This window comes from Pseudolysinimonas sp. (genome assembly GCF_049651805.1).
Classification (GTDB): domain Bacteria; phylum Actinomycetota; class Actinomycetes; order Actinomycetales; family Microbacteriaceae; genus Pseudolysinimonas_A.
In genome coordinates this window covers 112,861-130,845 of record NZ_JBASCU010000029.1, presented here as the reverse complement: position 1 = coordinate 130,845, position 17,985 = coordinate 112,861, and the positions used below count along the sequence as shown (strand labels likewise).

Genomic DNA, 17,985 nt, shown 5'->3' with positions numbered 1-17,985 from the left:
GTAGCGCCCTAAGTCTCGGAAATCCGCTGGTTCGTCGATCTGTCGTGGCCGAAGGGTCGGATTTCCGAGAGTTGCGTTCGCGACTTCGGGATGAGTCGGGATCAACCCGAGGGCGGATGCCGTGATACGGGCGGCGACGTACCGTGGGTGTCATGACCCTAGCCGGCGCTTTCGCGAACCTCCGCGACTGGTTCACGCGCGACAACCTGGTGCGCAACCGGCCGATCGTCGAGGCTGTCGTCGCCGGCCTCTGGTTCACGGTCGCGTTGTTCCCGGCCGCCACGGGCGGTGGAGTGCTCGGCATCGTCGGACACATGCTGCTGTCCTTCACGCTCGTGCTGTATCGCGCGCAGCCTCTGTTGGGGCTCACGGTCGGGGCGGTGGGGACGCTCAGCGTGCTGGGGAGTGGCTTCTTCGGCGCCGGAGGGCTCGTGTTCGTCTTCCTCCCGTTGCTCGCGGTGTTCTTCGGGGTGGCCGCCTACGGCGAGCCGGTGACGCGATGGCTGGGATTGGTCGGCACGCCGATTGCAGCGCTCGCGATCAGCGTGACCGTTTTCGCGAACGTGCAACAGTTCGTCGGGATCGTCATCTTCTGGTTCGTACTGGTGGTGCTGGTGCTCGCCTGGGTGGCCGGGATGCTCGTGTACGTCAACCGGGGCCGCCGCGCCGCGCAGACCGGCGAGATCCGCGCCACGGTGCAGCTCGGGGCGGTCAAACAGGAGGTCTCGCTCGAGCAGGAGCGCAACCGGGTCGCCCGCGACGTGCACGACATCGTCGCCCACTCCCTCGCGGTCGTGATCGCCCAGGCCGACGGGGCCCGTTACGGCGCGAAGAACGTGCCCGCGCCGGTCGTCGAGGCGTTGGAGAACATCGCCACCACGGCGCGCGGCGCGCTCACCGATGTGCGGGTGCTGCTCGGCGAGTTGCGGCACAACCAGGAGGCCGGGCCCCAGCCGGGCATGAACGACCTCGACGCTCTCGTACGGGGCTTCCGCGACTCGGGGCTCGAGGTCGAGTGGCACAGCTACGGCAAGGCGGTGGAATTGACGGATGCCCCCGCCCTCGCGGTCTACCGCATCGTGCAGGAGGGACTCACGAACGCCCTGCGCCACGGCGACCGCGGTCAACCGGTGGAGCTGGTGTTCGATTGGGGCGGGTCGAGCCTCGCGGTGATCGTCACCAACGGCATCCCGCCCGGCACGACGGTGCCCGCCAACCCGGCCGGCCACGGCATCCCGGGCATGCGCGAGCGGGCGACCCTCGCGGGCGGCGAACTCGAGGCGAGCGACGGCACGAACGGGCGGTTCCGGGTGCGGGCGACGATCCCCTACCTCCGTGAACAAGTGACGGCATGAGCATCCGCGTCGCGCTCGTCGACGATCAGCCGCTGTTCCGGGGTGGTCTGCGGATGCTCATCGACTCGCAAGACGACCTCGAGGTCGTCGGCGAGGCGGGCGATGGCGTGGAAGCGCGCACGATGGTGCAGAATGCGAAGCCCGACGTGGTGCTGATGGACATCCGGATGCCGGTGGCCGATGGCATCCAGGCGACCGAGTGGATCGTGGGTGACGCCACGAATGCCGCCCCCCGCATCCTCGTGTTGACGACGTTCGACCTCGACGAGAACGCCGCGAAGGCGATCCGGGCCGGGGCGAGCGGCTTCGTGCTGAAGGATGCCGAGCCGGAGTTCCTGCTCGCCGCCATCCGCACGGTGCACGCCGGCACCGCGGTGATCGCGCCCGCGGCGACGACGGAACTGTTCCAGCACTTCGGCGAACGGGCACCAGAACCCGGCGACCCCGACGAACACCTCGTGAACTTGAGCGCCCGCGAGCGCGAGATCTTCCTGCTCGCGGCGCGGGGCCTGTCGAACTCCGAGATCGCGCGGGCCGAGTTCGTGAGCGAAGCCACGGTGAAGACCCACATCTCCCGCGTGCTGGCCAAGCTCGGTCTGCGCGACCGCGTGCAGCTCGTGGTCTACGCGTTCGAGCGCCGGTTGGTCTGAGGGGTCAGGCCGCGGGAAGATCCCGCAGCGCCGACTGCACGATGACGACATCCGGCCCGTAGGTCTCGTCGAGGTACGACTGGATGCTGCCGTCGTCGTAGTAGACGCTCGCCCAGAGGTAGCCGTTCTCGGGATACGACTGCAGCACGGTGACATCGCTCCACGTGTGCAGCTCCTCCTGCACACGGAGCAACAGCTCTTCGGAGCTGTCACCGGCATTCGCCGGGTCGGAGCGCGGGTCGGGCTCCTCCATCATCGGGTCGTACAACGCGAGCGGGATCGGCGCTTGAGTGAGCGTGAACTCGACGCCGTCCCACGTTCCCTGCAGGGCGTAGGTGCCCCAGGTGACGCCGCTGGCCGACTCCCACATACCGTCGTCCGGCCATTCCCAGCCGACCACGACCGGCCCGCCGCATTGCGGAGGATACGACTCCATGACACCGGCCAGGCAGAATTGCGCGTCTTCGCCCTCGATCTGCAGAACGGTGCCCTGGCCGATGACCTCCCCCTGCGCCGCGACCGGACCCCGAGCACCTGGGCCGCCGGGCGCGTCGCCACCTTCGTGTTCGTCGGCCGGCGTCGCGCAGGCGGCGAGCAGCAGCACGGGAGCGGCGAGCAGCAGGAGGGCGCGCGGATGCTTCATGCCCCCAGTGTCGCGATCGCGGGGCCGAGCCACCAGCCAACGTTTCGCCCGCGTCGAACGTCAGGTGCACCGCGCGGTCATCCGCTCGGCGCATGCGCGTCATCCCCGCGCCCGACGCCGAAGTCTCACCGGGTACCTAGCGTCGAACCATGCAGACCGACACACTCGCCGCCCGCACGCGCAACCTCACGAAGACCTACGGCCGCGACCCCGCGCAGGTGCACGCCCTGCGCGACGTGACCCTCGACATCCGCCGGGGCGAGTTCACCGCGATCATGGGCCCATCGGGGTCGGGCAAGTCGACGCTCATGCACATCATGGCCGGGCTCGACGCCCCGACGAGCGGTGAGGCGTGGCTCGGCGCGGTCGAGATCGGGCGGATGCCGGACGCCCAGCTCACGCTCGTGCGGCGCCGTCGGGTGGGGTTCGTGTTCCAGTCGTTCAACCTGGTGCCGACGTTGGATGTGCGCGGCAACCTGATGCTGCCGTTCGAACTCGACGGGCGCCGCCCCGACATCCGGGAGCAGAGGTTCATCGACGAGCTCATCGTCTCGCTCGGCCTGAGCGACCGGATGACCCATCGCCCCCACGAGCTCTCCGGCGGCCAGCAGCAGCGCGTCGCGATCGCCCGCGCGCTGGCCACGAGCCCCGAGGTGGTGTTCGCCGACGAGCCGACGGGAAACCTCGACTCGAAGACCGGCCGCGACGTGTTGGAACTGCTGCGGGATGCCGCCACCCGCCACGGGCAGACGATCGTGATGGTCACGCACGATCCCCAAGCCGCGAGTCACGCCGATCGGGTCGTGGTTCTCGGTGACGGCCGGATCGTCGCCGACCGCCCCCGGTCGAGTGCAGAAGAGATCTCGGCGTTCATGCTCTCGCTCGAGGTGCAGTCGTGAGAGCGACACAGGGTCATGGCGCGAGCATCCTCGTCGCCGCTCTCGGGTCGGCGTTCGGCGTCGCCTTGCTGCACATCACGGGTGCCCTCACCGCGGTCATCGAACAGGACGACGTGACCGGGTCGAGCAACACCGTGGCATTGATGCTGCGCGTGCTCGCCTTCGTGTTCATCGTCATCTCGGTCTACGTCGCCGCGGTCGTGACGGCCAACACGTTCTCGACGATCGTCGCCGGGCGGGTGCGCAGCATCGCGTTGTTGCGGCTGCTCGGGTCGTCGGCGGCGCGCGAGCGCGGTCGTATCGCCCGGGAAGGTCTCGCCGTCGGCCTCCTCGGATCGCTCATCGGCGGTGTCGTCGGCACCGGGGTCGCCGTCGCGACCGAGCGGATCGCGGTCGCGACGAACGCCATCCCGGACGCCGGCTACGCCTTCACCGACCCGGTCATCCTCATCCCGGTCGCCGGGGTCGTGCTCACCACCTGGGCGGCATCGTGGGTCGGGTCGCGCCGCGTCACGACGGTCACCCCGCTCGAAGCCCTCGGCCGCAGCGAAGAGCTCAGCCGCGAAGAGACTCTCGCCCGCCCGGGCCGCAACCGCACGGCGCTGGTGCTGGTCATCATCGGCTTCGCACTGCTCGGTCTGGGTGTCGTGCTCGGGCTCGTCAACCCCGCGGCGATCCTCATCGGACTGATCGGCGGCATCCTGTCGTTCACCGGCATCGTGTTGGGGGCGGATGTCGTCATGCCCCCCGTGTTGCGGCTCGCCGGCCGACTCTCCGGTCGCTCCGCACCGGCCCGGCTCGCCGCCGAGAACGCCGTGCGGCATCCGCAACGCAGCTCGCGCGCCACGATCGGGCTCGTCATCGGTGTCACCCTCGTCACGATGTTCGCCGTCGCGATGGCCGGCTTCGAGGCCTCGATCCGCGTCGCGCAGGCGCAGAACCCCGAGGCGTACCAGGGGGTCGACCCGATGCTCGCGGCGACGACCGCGGTGTTCTCGGTGCTCGTCGGCTTCAGCGGACTCATCGCCGCCGTCGGCCTGGTCAACAACCTGTCGCTCAGCGTGCTGCAGCGTCGGCGCGAGCTCGGCCTGTTGCGCGCTCTCGGCTTCACGGTGGCGCAGGTGCGTCGCATGGTGCTCGCCGAGAGCGCTCAGCTCACGTTCTCGGCCGTGGTGCTCGGTCTCGTGCTGGGCGCCTTCTACGGCTGGGCGGGCGCGCAGTCGCTGCTCGGCTCGGCGACCGACGGCATCGTGGTTCCCGGGATGCCGGGGCTGGCGATCGCGCTCGTCGTGCTGTGCGGTGCGGCGATCACCGCTGTTGCGTCGTGGGCTCCGGCCCGCGCCGCCGTTCGGGTTTCGCCGATCGAGGCGCTCGCGGTCGAGTAGCAGGAGAGGGGGAACGGCCGACCCCGAAGGGCCGGCCGTTCGCACCGCAGACCGCTACTTCGACTGCGCCCGTCCGAGGGTCGTATCGAAGGAGTTGACGGCGGCGAGGTAGATCTCGTTGGCGTCGAGGTCCGACGTGATCTGGGCCCGCACGAACACGGCCTGCGTTCCCGCGGGGTTGGTCGCGGTGATCGCGAACGCCGAGGTGCCGCTGGAGCCGCAGCCTTCGAAGACCGACTCGTAGCCCGTGAAGACGCCGTCGTCGTAGGGTGATGTCTGCTTCACCACGGTCTCACACGAGGCGTAGATCTCGGTGATCGAGTCGAGTAATCCGATCAGGTCGTCGTCGGTCACGCCCGACGTCGCGGTGGCCGCGATCTCAAGGCCCGGCACGCTCCACGAGTCGAGGTAGCCCTGGATATCGGTGGAGACCGAGATCGACGCCCACTCCTGCCCGGCATCGGTGGTGAACGGCAGCCCGTTCACGTCGGTCCAATCGTCGGGAACGGCGACGGTGAGCACCCCGAGGTCGTCGACGACGGAGGTGAAGCCGGCGTCGTCGGGCTCGACCGGCTCGATGGGCGTGCCCGTCTCGATCGGAACGGGCGTCTCATCCCCGCCGATCGCGCCGAAGTCCGGCGTGGGCTTCGGGGTTTCGGCCGGGGCGGCAGGGGGACCGAAGCATCCGCTGAGCAGTGCAGCGGTGCCGAGACCCACAACGACGACGAGCGCCGAGCGGAGCAAGGGGGTGCGGAACATGAGTGCCTCCAAGGGGTGCGAACGTGCTCACTGTAGTGGCGAGCGGCAGCGGTGCTACCCTGGATCCGTGCGTTTCGGCCTGCTCCTTCTTAGCTGCCGCGACGAGGTCTAGTTCCTAGCCTCCCTCGTCGCGGAGTTCGTCGTCGGCTGACAGACCTTTCGACCTGAGAGACAGACCCCATGAAGAACACACAGCGACCCTCTGGGATGCCGGTACATCGCTACCGCCCCTACTCCGAGCAGTTCATCACCGACCTGCCCGACCGCACCTGGCCGACGAAGACCATCGATCGCGCCCCCATGTGGTGTGCCGTCGACCTGCGCGACGGCAACCAGGCGCTCATCGACCCGATGAGTCCCGAACGCAAACGCATCATGTTCGAGCTGCTCGTCAAGATGGGCTACAAGCAGATCGAGGTCGGCTTCCCGTCGGCGAGCCAGACCGACTTCGACTTCGTGCGGCAGCTCATCGAAGAGAACCTGATCCCCGACGACGTCACCATCCAGGTGCTGACGCAGGCCCGCGAAGAGCTGATCGCCCGCACCTACGAGTCGATCAAGGGTGCCAAACAGGCGATCGTGCACTTCTACAACTCCACGAGCGTGCTACAGCGCGACGTGGTGTTCCGCACCGACAAGGCCGGCATCCTCGACATCGCCCTGCAGGGTGCCCGCTGGTGCACGCAGTACGAGGCGACCGTTCCGGGCACCGAGGTGTACTACGAGTACTCGCCCGAGAGCTACACGGGCACCGAACTCGAGTACGCACTCGAGGTGTGCAACGCCGTCATCGAGCACTTCCAGCCGACACCCGACCGCAAGATCATCATCAACCTGCCGGCGACCGTCGAAATGGCGACGCCGAACATCTACGCCGACTCCATCGAATGGATGTCGCGGCACCTCGCCCGCCGCGACAGTGTGCTGCTCTCGCTGCATCCGCACAACGACCGTGGCACCGCCATCGCCGCCTCCGAACTGGGTTACCTGGCCGGCGCCGATCGCATCGAAGGCTGCCTGTTCGGCAACGGCGAGCGCACCGGCAACGTCGACCTCGTCGCCCTCGGACTCAACCTGTTCACCCAGGGCATCGACCCCGAGATCGACTTCAGCGACCTCGACAACATCCGCCGCACCGCCGAGTACTGCAACCAGCTGCGCGTGCCGGAGCGTTCGCCGTGGGCCGGCGACCTCGTCTACACCGCCTTCTCGGGCTCGCATCAAGACGCCATCAAGAAGGGCTTCGAGGCGATGGATGCCGAGGCGGCCCGCCAAGGAAAGCCGGTCTCAGAGATCGAATGGGCGGTTCCGTACCTGCCAATCGACCCGAAGGACGTCGGTCGCGGCTACGAGGCCGTCGTTCGGGTCAACTCGCAGTCGGGCAAGGGCGGCGTCGCCTACCTGCTGAAGGCCGACCACGCCCTCGACCTGCCGCGTCGCCTGCAGATCGAATTCAGCCAGGTCGTGCAAGCCAAGACCGACGCCGAAGGCGGCGAAGTCACCAGCGAACAGATCTGGGATGTCTTCCAAGACGAGTACCTGCCCGCTGCCGCCGACGACGCCAAATGGGGCCGCTACGAATTGCTTGGCACCCGCACCGCGAGCGACATGGGCGGCGAAGTCTCGCTCGAGATCCGCGTGCGCGTCGGCGAGGAGGTGCAGGCGGCGACCGGAACCGGCAACGGACCCATCGCCGCGTTCCTCGGCATCCTCACCTCGTTCGGGCACGACCTCACGCTGTACGACTACGTCGAGCACACCCTCTCGGCCGGCGGCGACGCGCTGGCTGCTGCCTACGTCGAACTGCACGTCGACGGCAAACGCCTGTGGGGCGTCGGTATCGACGGCGACATCTCGACGGCGTCCCTCAAGGCGGTCGTCTCAGCGGTCAACCGCTCGGTTCGCGCCGACTCAGGTGCCCGAGAGCTCATCACCGCCGGCTGACCCCGCGCGTTGAGTGGTGCACGTGCGCCCCTGCGGGCGGCGCTCCTCAACCCGCGGGGGAGCCTCAGCGGGCGGCGCGCAGCCAGAGTGCGGCAAGCGGGGGGAGCGTGAGCTCCACGGAGGCGGAGCGGCCGTCCCAGGGCTCGTCGGTGGCGACGATAGAGCCGTAGTTGCCGACACCCGAGCCGCCGAACTCTTCGGCGTCGGTGTTGATCACCTCGTGCCAGGTGCCGGCGAACGGCATGCCGATGCGGTACGCGCCCACCGGGTTGCCGCCGAAGTTCACCGCGCAGACCATGGCTTCTCCCGTTGAAGACCAGCGCACGAACGCCAGCACGTTCGCGGGAGCGTCGTTGGCGAGCATCTCGAAGCCCGCGGGGGTGTTGTCCTGCTCCCAGAGAGCCGCGTTGTCGCGGTACACCCGGTTCAGCGCCGAGACCAGGCGTGAGAGCCCCTGGTGGGCGGGCTGGTCGAGAATCCACCAGTCGAGGCCGCGTTGCTCACTCCACTCCGACGGCTGCCCGAACTCGGAGCCCATGAACAGGAGCTGCTTGCCGGGGTGCGCCCACATGAATGCGAGGTACGCCCGCAAGTTGGCGAGCTTCTGCCACTGGTCGCCCGGCATCTTCGCCAAGAGCGAGCCCTTGCCGTGTACCACCTCGTCGTGCGAGACCGGCAGCAGAAAGTTCTCGCTCCAGGCGTAGACGAACGAGAAGGTGATCTTGTCGTGGTGGTGGGCCCGCCACATGGGGTTCTCGTGCATGTACTCCAGCGAGTCGTGCATCCAGCCCATGTTCCACTTGAGCCCGAACCCGAGCCCGCTCCCCGAGGAGGTCGCTCCGGTGACGCCCGCCCACGACGTCGACTCCTCGGCGATCATCACAATGCCCGGGTTGCGCTTGTAGGCGGTGGCGTTGACCTCCTGCAGAAACGAGATCGCTCGCAGGTTCTCGCGCCCGCCGTGCTCGTTGGGCAGCCACTCGCCGTCGTTGCGCGAGTAGTCGAGGTAGAGCATCGAGGCGACGGCATCCACCCGCAAACCGTCGACGTGGAACTCCTCGAGCCAGTACAGGGCATTCGCGACCAGGAAGTTGCGCACCTGCGACTGCCCGAAGTCGAAAACCAGGGTGCCCCAGTCGGGATGCTCGCCGAGCCGCGGGTCGGAGTGCTCGTAGAGCGGTTGCCCGTCGAAGTTCGCCAGCGCCCACTCGTCTTTCGGGAAGTGCGCGGGCACCCAGTCGACGATGACCCCGATGGATGCCTGGTGCAGCCGATCGACGAGGTACTTGAAGTCGTCGGGGTGGCCGAACCGCGAAGTCGGCGCGTAGTAGCCGGTCACCTGGTAGCCCCACGACGGACCATACGGATGCTCGGCGACCGGCAGGAATTCGACGTGGGTGAACCCGAGCTCGTGGATGTACTCGATGAGCTGGTCGGCGAGTTCCCGGTACCCGAGCCCCGGCCGCCACGACCCGATATGCAGCTCGTAGACACTCATCGCCGAGTTGTGCGGGTCGTGCGAGGCGCGCTGGGCGAGCCAGGTGGAGTCGTGCCACTCGTAGCGCGTCTGGCCGACGACGGAGGCGGTCTTCGGCGGCACTTCCGTGTAGCGCGCCATCGGGTCGGCACGGGTGACCCAGGCGCCGGCGGCGGTGAGGATCTCGAACTTGTAGGTCGACCCGGGCCCGAGTCCGGGCACGAACAGCTCCCAGACGCCGTTGGCGTCGAGTCGGCGCATGGCATGCGACAGCCCCGACCAGGAGTTGAAGTCGCCGATCACCCGCACCGCCTGGGCGTGCGGGGCCCACACCGAGAACGAGGTGCCGACGACATCCTCGTGCGGGCGGTGGTGCGCGCCGAGCACATGCCAGATCTGCTCGTGCCGGCCCTCACCCCACAGGTAGAGGTCGACCTCGCCGACGCTCGGCACGAACCGGTAGGGGTCGCCGGTGACCCAGTCGGGCGCGCCGTCGTAGCCGGCCTCGAGGTCGTACGCCTGGCCGGCACCGGGCGCGAAACCCTGCCACAGGCCGTCGGCCAGGTGGGCGAGCGGAACGCGCGTGCCATCCGCACGGATCGCGGTAACCGTCTTCGCGAGAGGCCGTACCGCGCGGATGACGAACCCATCGCCCACCGCGTGAGCTCCGAGCCAATCGTGCGGCTGCGGGTGGCTGGCGCCGACGAGCGCCGTCACGAGACCCGGGTCGAGCGCGGGCAGCTCGGGCCCGGCCTGCTTGCGAGGGGCGGCCATCAGCGCTTTCCCCCGTACTCGACGTCGAGGATGTGCACGGGCTCCGTGAACGCGTCGAGCCGCACGAAATTGGAATCCGTCCACGTCCAGCGCTGGCCGGTGAGGATCTCCCGCACCTCGAACGTGACCCCGGGGTCGAGCCCGAGCTGCGTCAGGTCGAGGTGCACGCTGGTCTCGCGCACCGAGTGCGGGTCGATGTTGGCGACGACGATGATGCCGTCGGGCCGGCCCGTCGGGGTGAACGTCCCGTCGAGGAACTTCGAGTACACCAGCACCGCATCGTCGTCGCTCCAGTGCACCCGCAGGTTGCGCAATTGCGAGAGCGCCGGATGTTCGCGGCGGATCTGGTTGAGCACCGTGAGGTAGGGCGCGAGCGTGCGACCCGTCGAGTCGGCCTTTGCCCAGTCGCGCTGCTTGTACTCGTACTTCTCGTTGTCGATGTTCTCTTCGCTGCCCGGGCGTGCGACATCCTCGAACAGTTCGTAGCCGGCGTACACGCCCCACGACGGCGACGCGGTCGCCGCGAGCGCGGCCCGGATCTTGTAGGCGGGAGGCCCGCCGAACTGCAGGTACTCGGTGAGGATGTCGGGGGTGTTCACGAACAGGTTGGGGTGCAGGTAGTCGGCCGACTGGCTGCTCAGTTCGGTGAAGAACTCCTCGAGCTCGGGCTTCGTGTTGCGCCAGGTGAAGTAGGTGTACGACTGCTGGAACCCGGCTTCGGCGAGCGAGTGCAGCATCGCGGGCCGGGTGAACGCTTCGGCGAGGAAGACGACATCCGGATGCGTTTCGGCGATGCGGCCCAGCAGCCACTCCCAGAACCACAGCGGCTTGGTGTGCGGGTTGTCGACGCGGAAGATGTTCACGCCCTGCGCGATCCAGTGCTCGACGATGCGCAGCACCTCGGCGCTGAGCCCTTCCGGGTCGGTGTCGAAGTCGAGCGGGTAGATGTCCTGGTACTTCTTCGGCGGATTCTCGGCGTAGGCGATCGAGCCGTCGGGCCGGTGCGTGAACCATTCGGGATGCTCGGTCACCCAGGGGTGATCGGGCGAACACTGCAGGGCCAGGTCGAGCGCGATCTCGAGCCCGTGCTTCGCGGCCGCTGCCACGAACCAGCGGAAGTCGTCGAGCGTGCCGAGGTCGGGATGGATGGCGTCGTGCCCGCCCATGCTGCCGTCGGCGAGCGGCCCGCCGATCGCCCAGGGGCTGCCGGGGTCGTGCGGCCCGGCCTCGGAAGAGTTGTTCGGCCCCTTGCGGAAGGCGACGCCGATCGGGTGGATGGGCGGCAGATACAGCACGTCGAAGCCCATCGCCGCGACGCCGGGGAGGCGCTTCGCGGCGGTGCGGAACGTGCCCGACGCCCACGAGCCGTCTTTCGCCTTCTTGGCGCCCTCCGACCGCGGGAAGAACTCGTACCAGGAGCCGACGGCCGCGCGGGCCCGTTCGACCCGCAACGTCATCTCGGGCGACGTCGTGACGAGGGAGAGGAGGGGATGCGCCGCCATCGCCTTCGCGAGTCGCGCGTCGTGGGCGACCTTGAGTCGCGCCGCCGCGGTCAGGCCCGGGTCGGCGAGCGCGCGGGCGGCATCGGCGAAAACCTTGCCCGAGCCGCGTTCGAGTAGCTGCACGCCGCTCGCGAAGACGAGGTCGACATCCTGATCGGCGCCGACCTTGATGCCGGCAGTGTGCAGCCAGGTCGCCCAGTCGTCGCGGGCGGCGCGTACCCGCCAGCGCCAGGCTCCGGTGGCGTCGACCTGAACCTCGGCGCGTTGCCGGTCGGTGCCTTTCGCGACCTCGTGCATCGGATGGCGGGTGACCGCCCCGGCGGGGTCGGTCAGCTCCAGCTCAGCGAACAGCACGTCGTGTCCCTCCCGAAACACCGTCGCCTCGAACGGCACGACCTCGCCGACGTAGGCGTTGGCCGCCCAGAGGTTCTCGCTCTGCCGGGGGCGCAGGTTTCGAATCGGGATGCGACCCAGCTGGCCCGGGACGCGGACGGATCGGTCGGCGGGAGCAACAGCCATGACTCGACCGTACTGTGTCGCCTGGCGCGACCGAAGAGACTTGTTGCTGTGACCTTCTCGGGGTACAGGGAATTTCAGCAAAGTGGTGTCACACGAGGTGAGCGCCTCTTAAGCTGGTGCGGGGGTGAAACATGAGCCACCCGAGAGCGACGGGGGTCGCCTCGGGTTCCCAGGGCGCTCGGGCAACCGCAGCGCCCCGGTGGCGCGTCGGTGCGAGCGGGTTTGCACCGGCGTCACGGCGGGAGCGACCGCGGGACGGGAGTCGGGGGACCTTCGTCCCGCGGTCGTCGCGGGCACATCGTCGCGTGCAGCATGGTGCTGTAACCGGACGGTAACTCCGCGCACGTAGGCTCGCTCACTGTGAAAGCGATTCGCCGGTTTACCGTCCGCCCCGTTCTGCCACCCGAGTTGGGTGCCCTCGACGAGTTGGCGGCGAACCTCCGATGGTCCTGGCACCAGCCGACCATCGACCTGTTCCGCGACGTCGACTCGCGCCTGTGGGAGACCGACGCCGACCCGGTTGGTCTGCTGGGTGAGGTAACGCCGGATCGCCTCGCCGCACTCGCGGCCGACCCCGGCTTCGTCGGCCGCGTCGACGCGTTGCGCGACGACCTGCGCGCGTACCTCGCGGAGCCGCGCTGGTACCAGACGCTCGGCGCCGAGGTGCCGCGCTCGATCGCGTACTTCTCGCCCGAGTTCGGCATCGCCGCCGCCCTGCCGCAGTACTCGGGTGGCCTCGGCATCCTGGCCGGAGACCACCTGAAGAGCGCCTCCGACCTCGGCGTGCCGCTCATCGGCGTCGGCCTGTTCTATCGTTCCGGGTACTTCCGTCAGACCATCTCGCGCGAGGGCTGGCAGGAGGAGAGCTATCCCGTCGTCGACCCCGACGGCCTGCCGATGCGGGTGTTGCGCGGCCCCGACGGGTCGGCGGCATCCGTCGTGCTGGCGCTGCCCGAGGGTCGCACCCTCACGGCGCACATCTGGAGATTGGATGTCGGGCGGGTGCCGCTGCTGCTGCTCGACACCGACATCCCCGAGAACGCCGACGAGCTGCGAGGTGTCACCGATCGGCTGTACGGCGGCGGTGGCGAGCACCGGCTGTTGCAGGAGCTGCTGCTCGGCATCGGCGGCACGCGTGCGGTGAAGATCTTCGCGGGCCTCGACGGCCGCGACGAGCCGGAGGTGTTCCACAGCAACGAGGGGCACGCCGGGTTCCTCGGGCTCGAACGCGCCGCCGACCTGATCGGTGAGGGGCTGACCTTCGACCAGGCGTTGCGTGTCGTGCGGGCCGGGACCGTGTTCACCACCCACACTCCGGTGCCGGCAGGAATCGACAGGTTCGAGGCGCCGCTCGTGGAACGTTACTTCTCCACCCACCTGCTGCCCGGTGTGGACGTCGCCGATGTGCTGGCTCTGGGAGTCGAGCCCGGCGCGCCCGCCGACGCGCCGCCGACCTTCAACATGGCCGTCATGGGTCTGCGGCTCGCCCAACGGGCGAACGGCGTCTCGAAACTGCACGGCGAGGTCAGCCGCTCGATGTTCAACGCGCTGTGGCCGGGCTTCGACGCCGACGACGTGCCGATCGGGTCGGTGACCAACGGCGTGCACGCCCCCACCTGGACCGACCCCGAGGTGGCGGCGCTCGCCGCCACCACACTCGGCACCCGTGACACGACGGCCGCCGACTGGGCCTCGCCCGCGGTGAGCGACGCCGACCTGTGGAACCTGAAGCGGCGGATGCGCGGGCACCTCGTCGACGACGCCCGGCAGCGGATGTCGGCCGCCTGGGCCGAGGAGAACCCCGGCATCGCCGACCCCGCCTGGTTCCGCGACCTACTCGATCCCGACGTGCTCACGATCGGCTTCGCCCGCCGCGTGCCGACCTACAAGCGCCTCACGCTCATGTTGCACGACCCCGAGCGGCTACGAGCGCTGCTCAACCACGCGGAGCGGCCCATCCAGCTGGTCATCGCCGGAAAGTCGCACCCCGCCGACGACGAAGGCAAGCGACTCATCCAGAAGCTCGTCGAGTTCGCGCAAGCGCCCGACGTGCGCCAGCGCATCGTGTTCCTGCCCAACTACGACATCGGCATGGCCAAACGGCTCTACCCGGGCTGCGACATCTGGCTCAACAACCCATTGCGTCCGCTGGAGGCCTGCGGAACCTCTGGCATGAAGGCGGCGCTCAACGGGGCGCTCAACCTGTCGATCCTCGACGGCTGGTGGAACGAGTACTACGACGACCGCAACGGCTGGGCGATCCCGTCGGCCGACTCCGCGGGCGACGGCGCGGAACGCGACGCCCTCGAGGCCGCCGCGCTCTACGACCTGCTCGAACACCAGATCACGCCGCGGTTCTACGAACGCGGGGAGGACGGCATCCCGGTGAAGTGGGTCGCCGACATGCGCCACACGCTCGCCACCCTGTCGCCGGAACTGTCGGCCGACCGCATGGTGCGCCAGTACGTCGAGACCCTGTACGCGCCGGCGGCGGTCGCCGAACGGGCGATCACCGCGTCGTCGTTTCAGCCCGCGCGCGACTTGGCTGCCTGGACGGCGCGCGTCGAAGCCGGGTGGACGGGGGTGCACGTCGCCTACGTCGAATCCGGCGGAGTGGATGCGACTCCGCAGCTCGGCGAGCAGTTGCATGTGCGGGCCTACGTCGAGTTGGGGGAGCTCTCACCCGACGACGTCAAAGTCGAACTCGTCCATGGCCACGCCCGCGAAGGCGACGAGCTCACCGACATCCGTCGTCTGCGGCTCGACTTCGAGTCGCAGGAGCCCGACTCGCCCGCGACCTTCCACAACAGCGTGGCTCTCGACCGGTCCGGGTCGTTCGGCTACACCGTGCGGGTCGTGCCCAATCACCCCCTTCTGGCGACCCCCGCCGAACTGGGGTTGCTCGCGACGGCCCAACCCTCGGTGGTCGAGTAGCGCCCGCACGGTGCTACTCGACCACCGAAGTTTCAGCGCGCGATGTCTGCGACCACGGCTGAGGTGGCGCGGATGAGGTCGGCGGGGGTGAGTTCCAGGTCGAGCCCGCGCCGTCCGCCGCTCACGAACACTGTGTCCCACAGCTCGGCGGTCTCGTCGAGCACCGTCTCGTGCCGGGACTTCTGTCCGATCGGGGAGATGCCGCCGACGACGTAACCGGTCCGGCGTTCGGCGAGGGCGGCATCCGCCATCACCGCCTTCTTACCGCCGGCGGCCGCCGCGAGCGCCTTCAGGTCGAGCTTGCCGGCAACCGGCACGATGCCCACCACGAGGCGCCCGTCGACGTCGGCGAGCAGGGTCTTGAACACCCGGTCGGGCTCGACCCCGAGGGCATCCGCCGCTTCACGACCGAAGTCGGTGACAGCGGGGTCGTGCAGGTACGAGCGCTCCGTGAACGGGATGCCCGCCGCCCGCAGAGCCGCGATCGCCGGGGTGCTCAGGAGGTGATTCCCGTCGGCACCGTGGAGAAGATGAAGGTGAGGTAGACCACGAAGAACACGATGCCGAGCACCGTGACGATGATGCCGATGATCAGGCCGGCCATCGCGATGCCCCGACCGCTGTTGGGGTTGCCCGCCGCCTCAGCCTGCTTGGCGCGGGCCAGGCCGAAGGCCGAGAGGATGATGCCCACGATCGACGCGATCACACCCAGGATGATCCAGCCGCCCGCCGACACGATGAGTCCGGCGATCGCGAGGCCGTTCGAACGCGCGCCGTAGGCCGGGGCGCCGTACGGTGCCGCGACGTAGGGCGACCCCGGAGAGTAGGCCGGAGGGGTCGCGAACGTCGGCGGGGCGTACGGGTCGGGTCGTCCTGCCGACGCAGGGTTGCCGTAGGTGAACCCCGTCGGGTCGGCGACGGGGGCGACGGCGGGCGTCGCAGCCCCGGCGCCGGCGGCACGCTTCTGATCGGACCACCCGGAGCCGTTCCACCAGCGCTCGCCGGCAGGGTTCTCGGGATCCCGGTACCAGCCGGCCTGCGGGGGTGCGACGTCAGACATGAGTATGAATCTAGTGGGCTCGGAACAAGAGCATCGTGGTCGGGCCGACGGGCAGCTCCTCACCCGGCACGTGTTCGGGTTCGCGGTCGCTGATGTCGTCTTCCGACGAGTCCCACAGCAGCGTGTACGCGGTGACGCCCTCGTGTTGCGGCAGGGTGACGGTCACCTCGGTCTCGAGGCCGTGCACGACCAGCAGGATGCGGTTGAACGCTTCGAACTCGGGTGTCGACGCCGCGAGGTACTGGAGGGTGCGCTCGGCGGGGGAGTCCCAATCCTCGAGCGACATCGACAGGCCCTGCTTGTTGTGCCAGTCCATCTGCGTCGCGCTCGGTGTCGTCTCCCCGAACCGGCCGAAGCGCACCGGCCGAAGGGCCGGGTTCTCGCGTCGCAACTCCAGCAGGTGCCGCGCGACGGCGTGCAGCTCGTGCTGCCACTCCTCGCGCTCCCACGGCATCCAGGTCAGCTCCGAGTCGTGGCAGTACGCGTTGTTGTTGCCGCGCTGGCTGCGCCCGAACTCGTCGCCCGCGGTGAGCATCGGGATGCCGGCCGAGAGCAGCAGGGTGCCGAGCAGGTTGCGGATCGCCCGCCGCCGCGCCGCGAGGATGTCGGTGTCGGTCGTCGGACCCTCGACGCCGTGGTTGTACGACTTGTTGTCGTTCGATCCGTCGCGGTTGTCTTCACCGTTGCCGATGTTGTGCTTCTGGTCGTACGACACCAGGTCCCACGCGGTGAAGCCGTCGTGCGCGGTGATGAAGTTGACGCTTGCCAGCGGGCCGCGCTCGAGGGCGAAGACGTGGTTCGATCCCGCGAGCCGCCGCGCGAGCGATCCGATGCCCTCGCTGGGCAGCCCGTCGGCCTGGCGCGCGTCGGCGACGTCACGAAGCCAGAAGTTGCGCATCCGGTCGCGGTAGCCGTCGTTCCACTCCGAGTACCCCGACGGGAAGTTGCCGACCTGCCAGCCGCCCATACCGACATCCCACGGTTCGGCGATCATCTTCACCCCGGCGAGCTCCGGGTCGTCGCGGATCGCCAGCAGCAGCGGATGCTCGGGGTCGAACTCGGCACCCTCGCCGCGGCCGAGGGTCGCGGCGAGGTCGAAGCGGAAGCCATCCACCTGCACTTCGTTCGCCCAGTACCGCAGCGAGTCGAGCACCAGCCGCTGCGCGACCGGACGCGAGAAGTCGATCGTGTTGCCGCATCCCGTGGTGTCGATGTACTGGCCGGTGTCGTCCTGCCGGTAGTACGACGCGTTGTCGAGCCCGCGGAACGAGAACACCGGGCCGCCCCGGCCCTCTTCCGCGGTGTGGTTGTAGACGACATCCAGCACGACTTCGAGTCCGGCCTCGTGCAACAGCCGCACCATGCCCTTGAACTCGCGTAACACGGCGCCGGTGCCGCCGGCCTGCGCCGCCCGGGTCGCGTATCCGGCGTGCGGGGTGAAGAAGTTGAGAGTGTTGTAGCCCCAGTAGTTGACGAGACCCATCTTCTGCAGCCGCTGCTCGCTGACGCTCTGATGCACCGGCAGCAGCTCGAGGGTCGTGACGCCGAGCTCTTTCAGGTACTCGATCGCGGCCGGGTGGGCGAGGCCGGCATAGGTGCCACGCAGCTCCTCGGGGATGTCGGGGTTCAGTTTCGTGAAGCCCTTGACGTGCACCTCGTAGACGACCGTGTGGTCGAGGGGCACACCCGGCTTGGCGGCGCCGCCCCAGTCGAACGCGTCGTCTTGCACGTAGCCGCGCCACTCGCCGCTGCCCGTGCGGGCGAGGCCGCGGGCGTAGGGGTCGAGCAGGTTCTTCTTCGGGTCGAACGCGTGGGTCGGGCCCTTCGGCCCGCGGGCGCGGAGCGCGTAGTAGGCGCCCGGGCTCAGAGCCGGGGTCACGGCGCTCCACACCCCGGAGGAATCCTGGGTGAGCGAGACCGTCGTGCTCGCGAACGACGGGTCCTCGCCCTCGAAGACGCACAGGTCGACGCCCTGCGCGTTGGCGCTCCACACCCGGATCTCACCGCCGTCCGGGGTGCCGCGCACGCCGAGATCGCGGAACGGATCGGTGGCGGGCATGCGTTCCAGCGTAGGTCTTCCTAGG

General features: G+C 69.0%; 13 protein-coding genes. 6 read left to right on the top strand and 7 right to left on the bottom strand.

Translation table 11 applies throughout. The annotated features are described in order from the left end of the window. Nucleotides 1-152: 152 nt before the first annotated feature. Both WBL06_RS07425 and WBL06_RS07420 read left to right on the top strand, forming a co-directional pair. The gene (locus tag WBL06_RS07425) at nucleotides 153-1,355 is read left to right on the top strand and encodes a sensor histidine kinase (protein ID WP_424455348.1); all 1,203 of its coding nucleotides are present in this window, start codon (nucleotides 153-155) and stop codon (nucleotides 1,353-1,355) included. Next, nucleotides 1,352-2,005, top strand: a complete 654-nt coding sequence (locus WBL06_RS07420; RefSeq protein WP_424455347.1) for a response regulator — start codon at nucleotides 1,352-1,354, stop codon at nucleotides 2,003-2,005. The genes WBL06_RS07425 and WBL06_RS07420 overlap by 4 nt, the downstream gene beginning before the upstream one ends. A gap of 4 nt (nucleotides 2,006-2,009) precedes the next feature. Here the strand turns inward: WBL06_RS07420 and WBL06_RS07415 are convergent, their stop codons facing one another. Further along, nucleotides 2,010-2,648: a hypothetical protein gene (locus tag WBL06_RS07415; RefSeq protein WP_424455346.1), complete on the bottom strand. Its 639-nt coding sequence runs from the start codon at nucleotides 2,646-2,648 to the stop codon at nucleotides 2,010-2,012. 149 nt (nucleotides 2,649-2,797) lie between these two features. Between WBL06_RS07415 and WBL06_RS07410 the strand changes: the two genes are divergently transcribed. Then, nucleotides 2,798-3,547: an ABC transporter ATP-binding protein gene (locus tag WBL06_RS07410; protein WP_424455345.1), complete on the top strand. Its 750-nt coding sequence runs from the start codon at nucleotides 2,798-2,800 to the stop codon at nucleotides 3,545-3,547. Next, entirely contained in the window at nucleotides 3,544-4,932 is a 1,389-nt protein-coding gene (locus tag WBL06_RS07405) for an FtsX-like permease family protein (protein WP_424455344.1), read from the top strand. Before WBL06_RS07410 ends, WBL06_RS07405 begins: the two co-directional genes overlap by 4 nt. 54 nt (nucleotides 4,933-4,986) lie before the next feature. Here WBL06_RS07405 and WBL06_RS07400 read toward each other — a convergent pair whose 3' ends face one another. Beyond that, nucleotides 4,987-5,691, bottom strand: a complete 705-nt coding sequence (locus tag WBL06_RS07400; protein WP_424455343.1) for a hypothetical protein — start codon at nucleotides 5,689-5,691, stop codon at nucleotides 4,987-4,989. 180 nt (nucleotides 5,692-5,871) lie between these two features. Here WBL06_RS07400 and leuA point away from each other — a divergent pair, with 180 nt between their 5' ends. After that, nucleotides 5,872-7,635 (top strand): 2-isopropylmalate synthase, encoded by a 1,764-nt coding sequence (gene leuA / locus WBL06_RS07395; protein WP_424455342.1) that lies wholly within the window; start codon nucleotides 5,872-5,874, stop codon nucleotides 7,633-7,635. A 64-nt stretch (nucleotides 7,636-7,699) separates the two neighbouring features. Here the strand turns inward: leuA and glgB are convergent, their stop codons facing one another. Beyond that, entirely contained in the window at nucleotides 7,700-9,886 is a 2,187-nt protein-coding gene (glgB, locus tag WBL06_RS07390; protein ID WP_424455341.1) for a 1,4-alpha-glucan branching protein GlgB, read from the bottom strand. Beyond that, nucleotides 9,886-11,907 carry an alpha-1,4-glucan--maltose-1-phosphate maltosyltransferase gene (locus WBL06_RS07385; protein ID WP_424455340.1) on the bottom strand — a complete coding sequence of 674 codons (2,022 nt, stop codon included), beginning with the start codon at nucleotides 11,905-11,907 and terminating at the stop codon, nucleotides 9,886-9,888. The genes glgB and WBL06_RS07385 overlap by 1 nt, the downstream gene beginning before the upstream one ends. Before the next feature lie 360 nt (nucleotides 11,908-12,267). Between WBL06_RS07385 and glgP the strand changes: the two genes are divergently transcribed. Beyond that, the gene (glgP, locus tag WBL06_RS07380; protein WP_424455339.1) at nucleotides 12,268-14,841 is read left to right on the top strand and encodes an alpha-glucan family phosphorylase; all 2,574 of its coding nucleotides are present in this window, start codon (nucleotides 12,268-12,270) and stop codon (nucleotides 14,839-14,841) included. A gap of 32 nt (nucleotides 14,842-14,873) precedes the next feature. On the opposite strand, the gene ybaK is transcribed toward glgP, so the two are convergent. The 3 genes from ybaK to glgX are packed head-to-tail and all read right to left on the bottom strand — an operon-like array spanning nucleotide 14,874 to nucleotide 17,960. After that, nucleotides 14,874-15,341, bottom strand: a complete 468-nt coding sequence (gene ybaK, locus WBL06_RS07375; protein ID WP_424455386.1) for a Cys-tRNA(Pro) deacylase — start codon at nucleotides 15,339-15,341, stop codon at nucleotides 14,874-14,876. Further along, on the bottom strand, nucleotides 15,338-15,901 hold the full coding sequence (locus tag WBL06_RS07370) for a DUF2510 domain-containing protein (protein ID WP_424455338.1): 564 nt from the start codon (nucleotides 15,899-15,901) through the stop codon (nucleotides 15,338-15,340). Before WBL06_RS07370 ends, ybaK begins: the two co-directional genes overlap by 4 nt. A 10-nt stretch (nucleotides 15,902-15,911) precedes the next feature. Continuing rightward, the gene (glgX, locus tag WBL06_RS07365) at nucleotides 15,912-17,960 is read right to left on the bottom strand and encodes a glycogen debranching protein GlgX (RefSeq protein WP_424455337.1); all 2,049 of its coding nucleotides are present in this window, start codon (nucleotides 17,958-17,960) and stop codon (nucleotides 15,912-15,914) included. Nucleotides 17,961-17,985 lie beyond the last annotated feature (25 nt).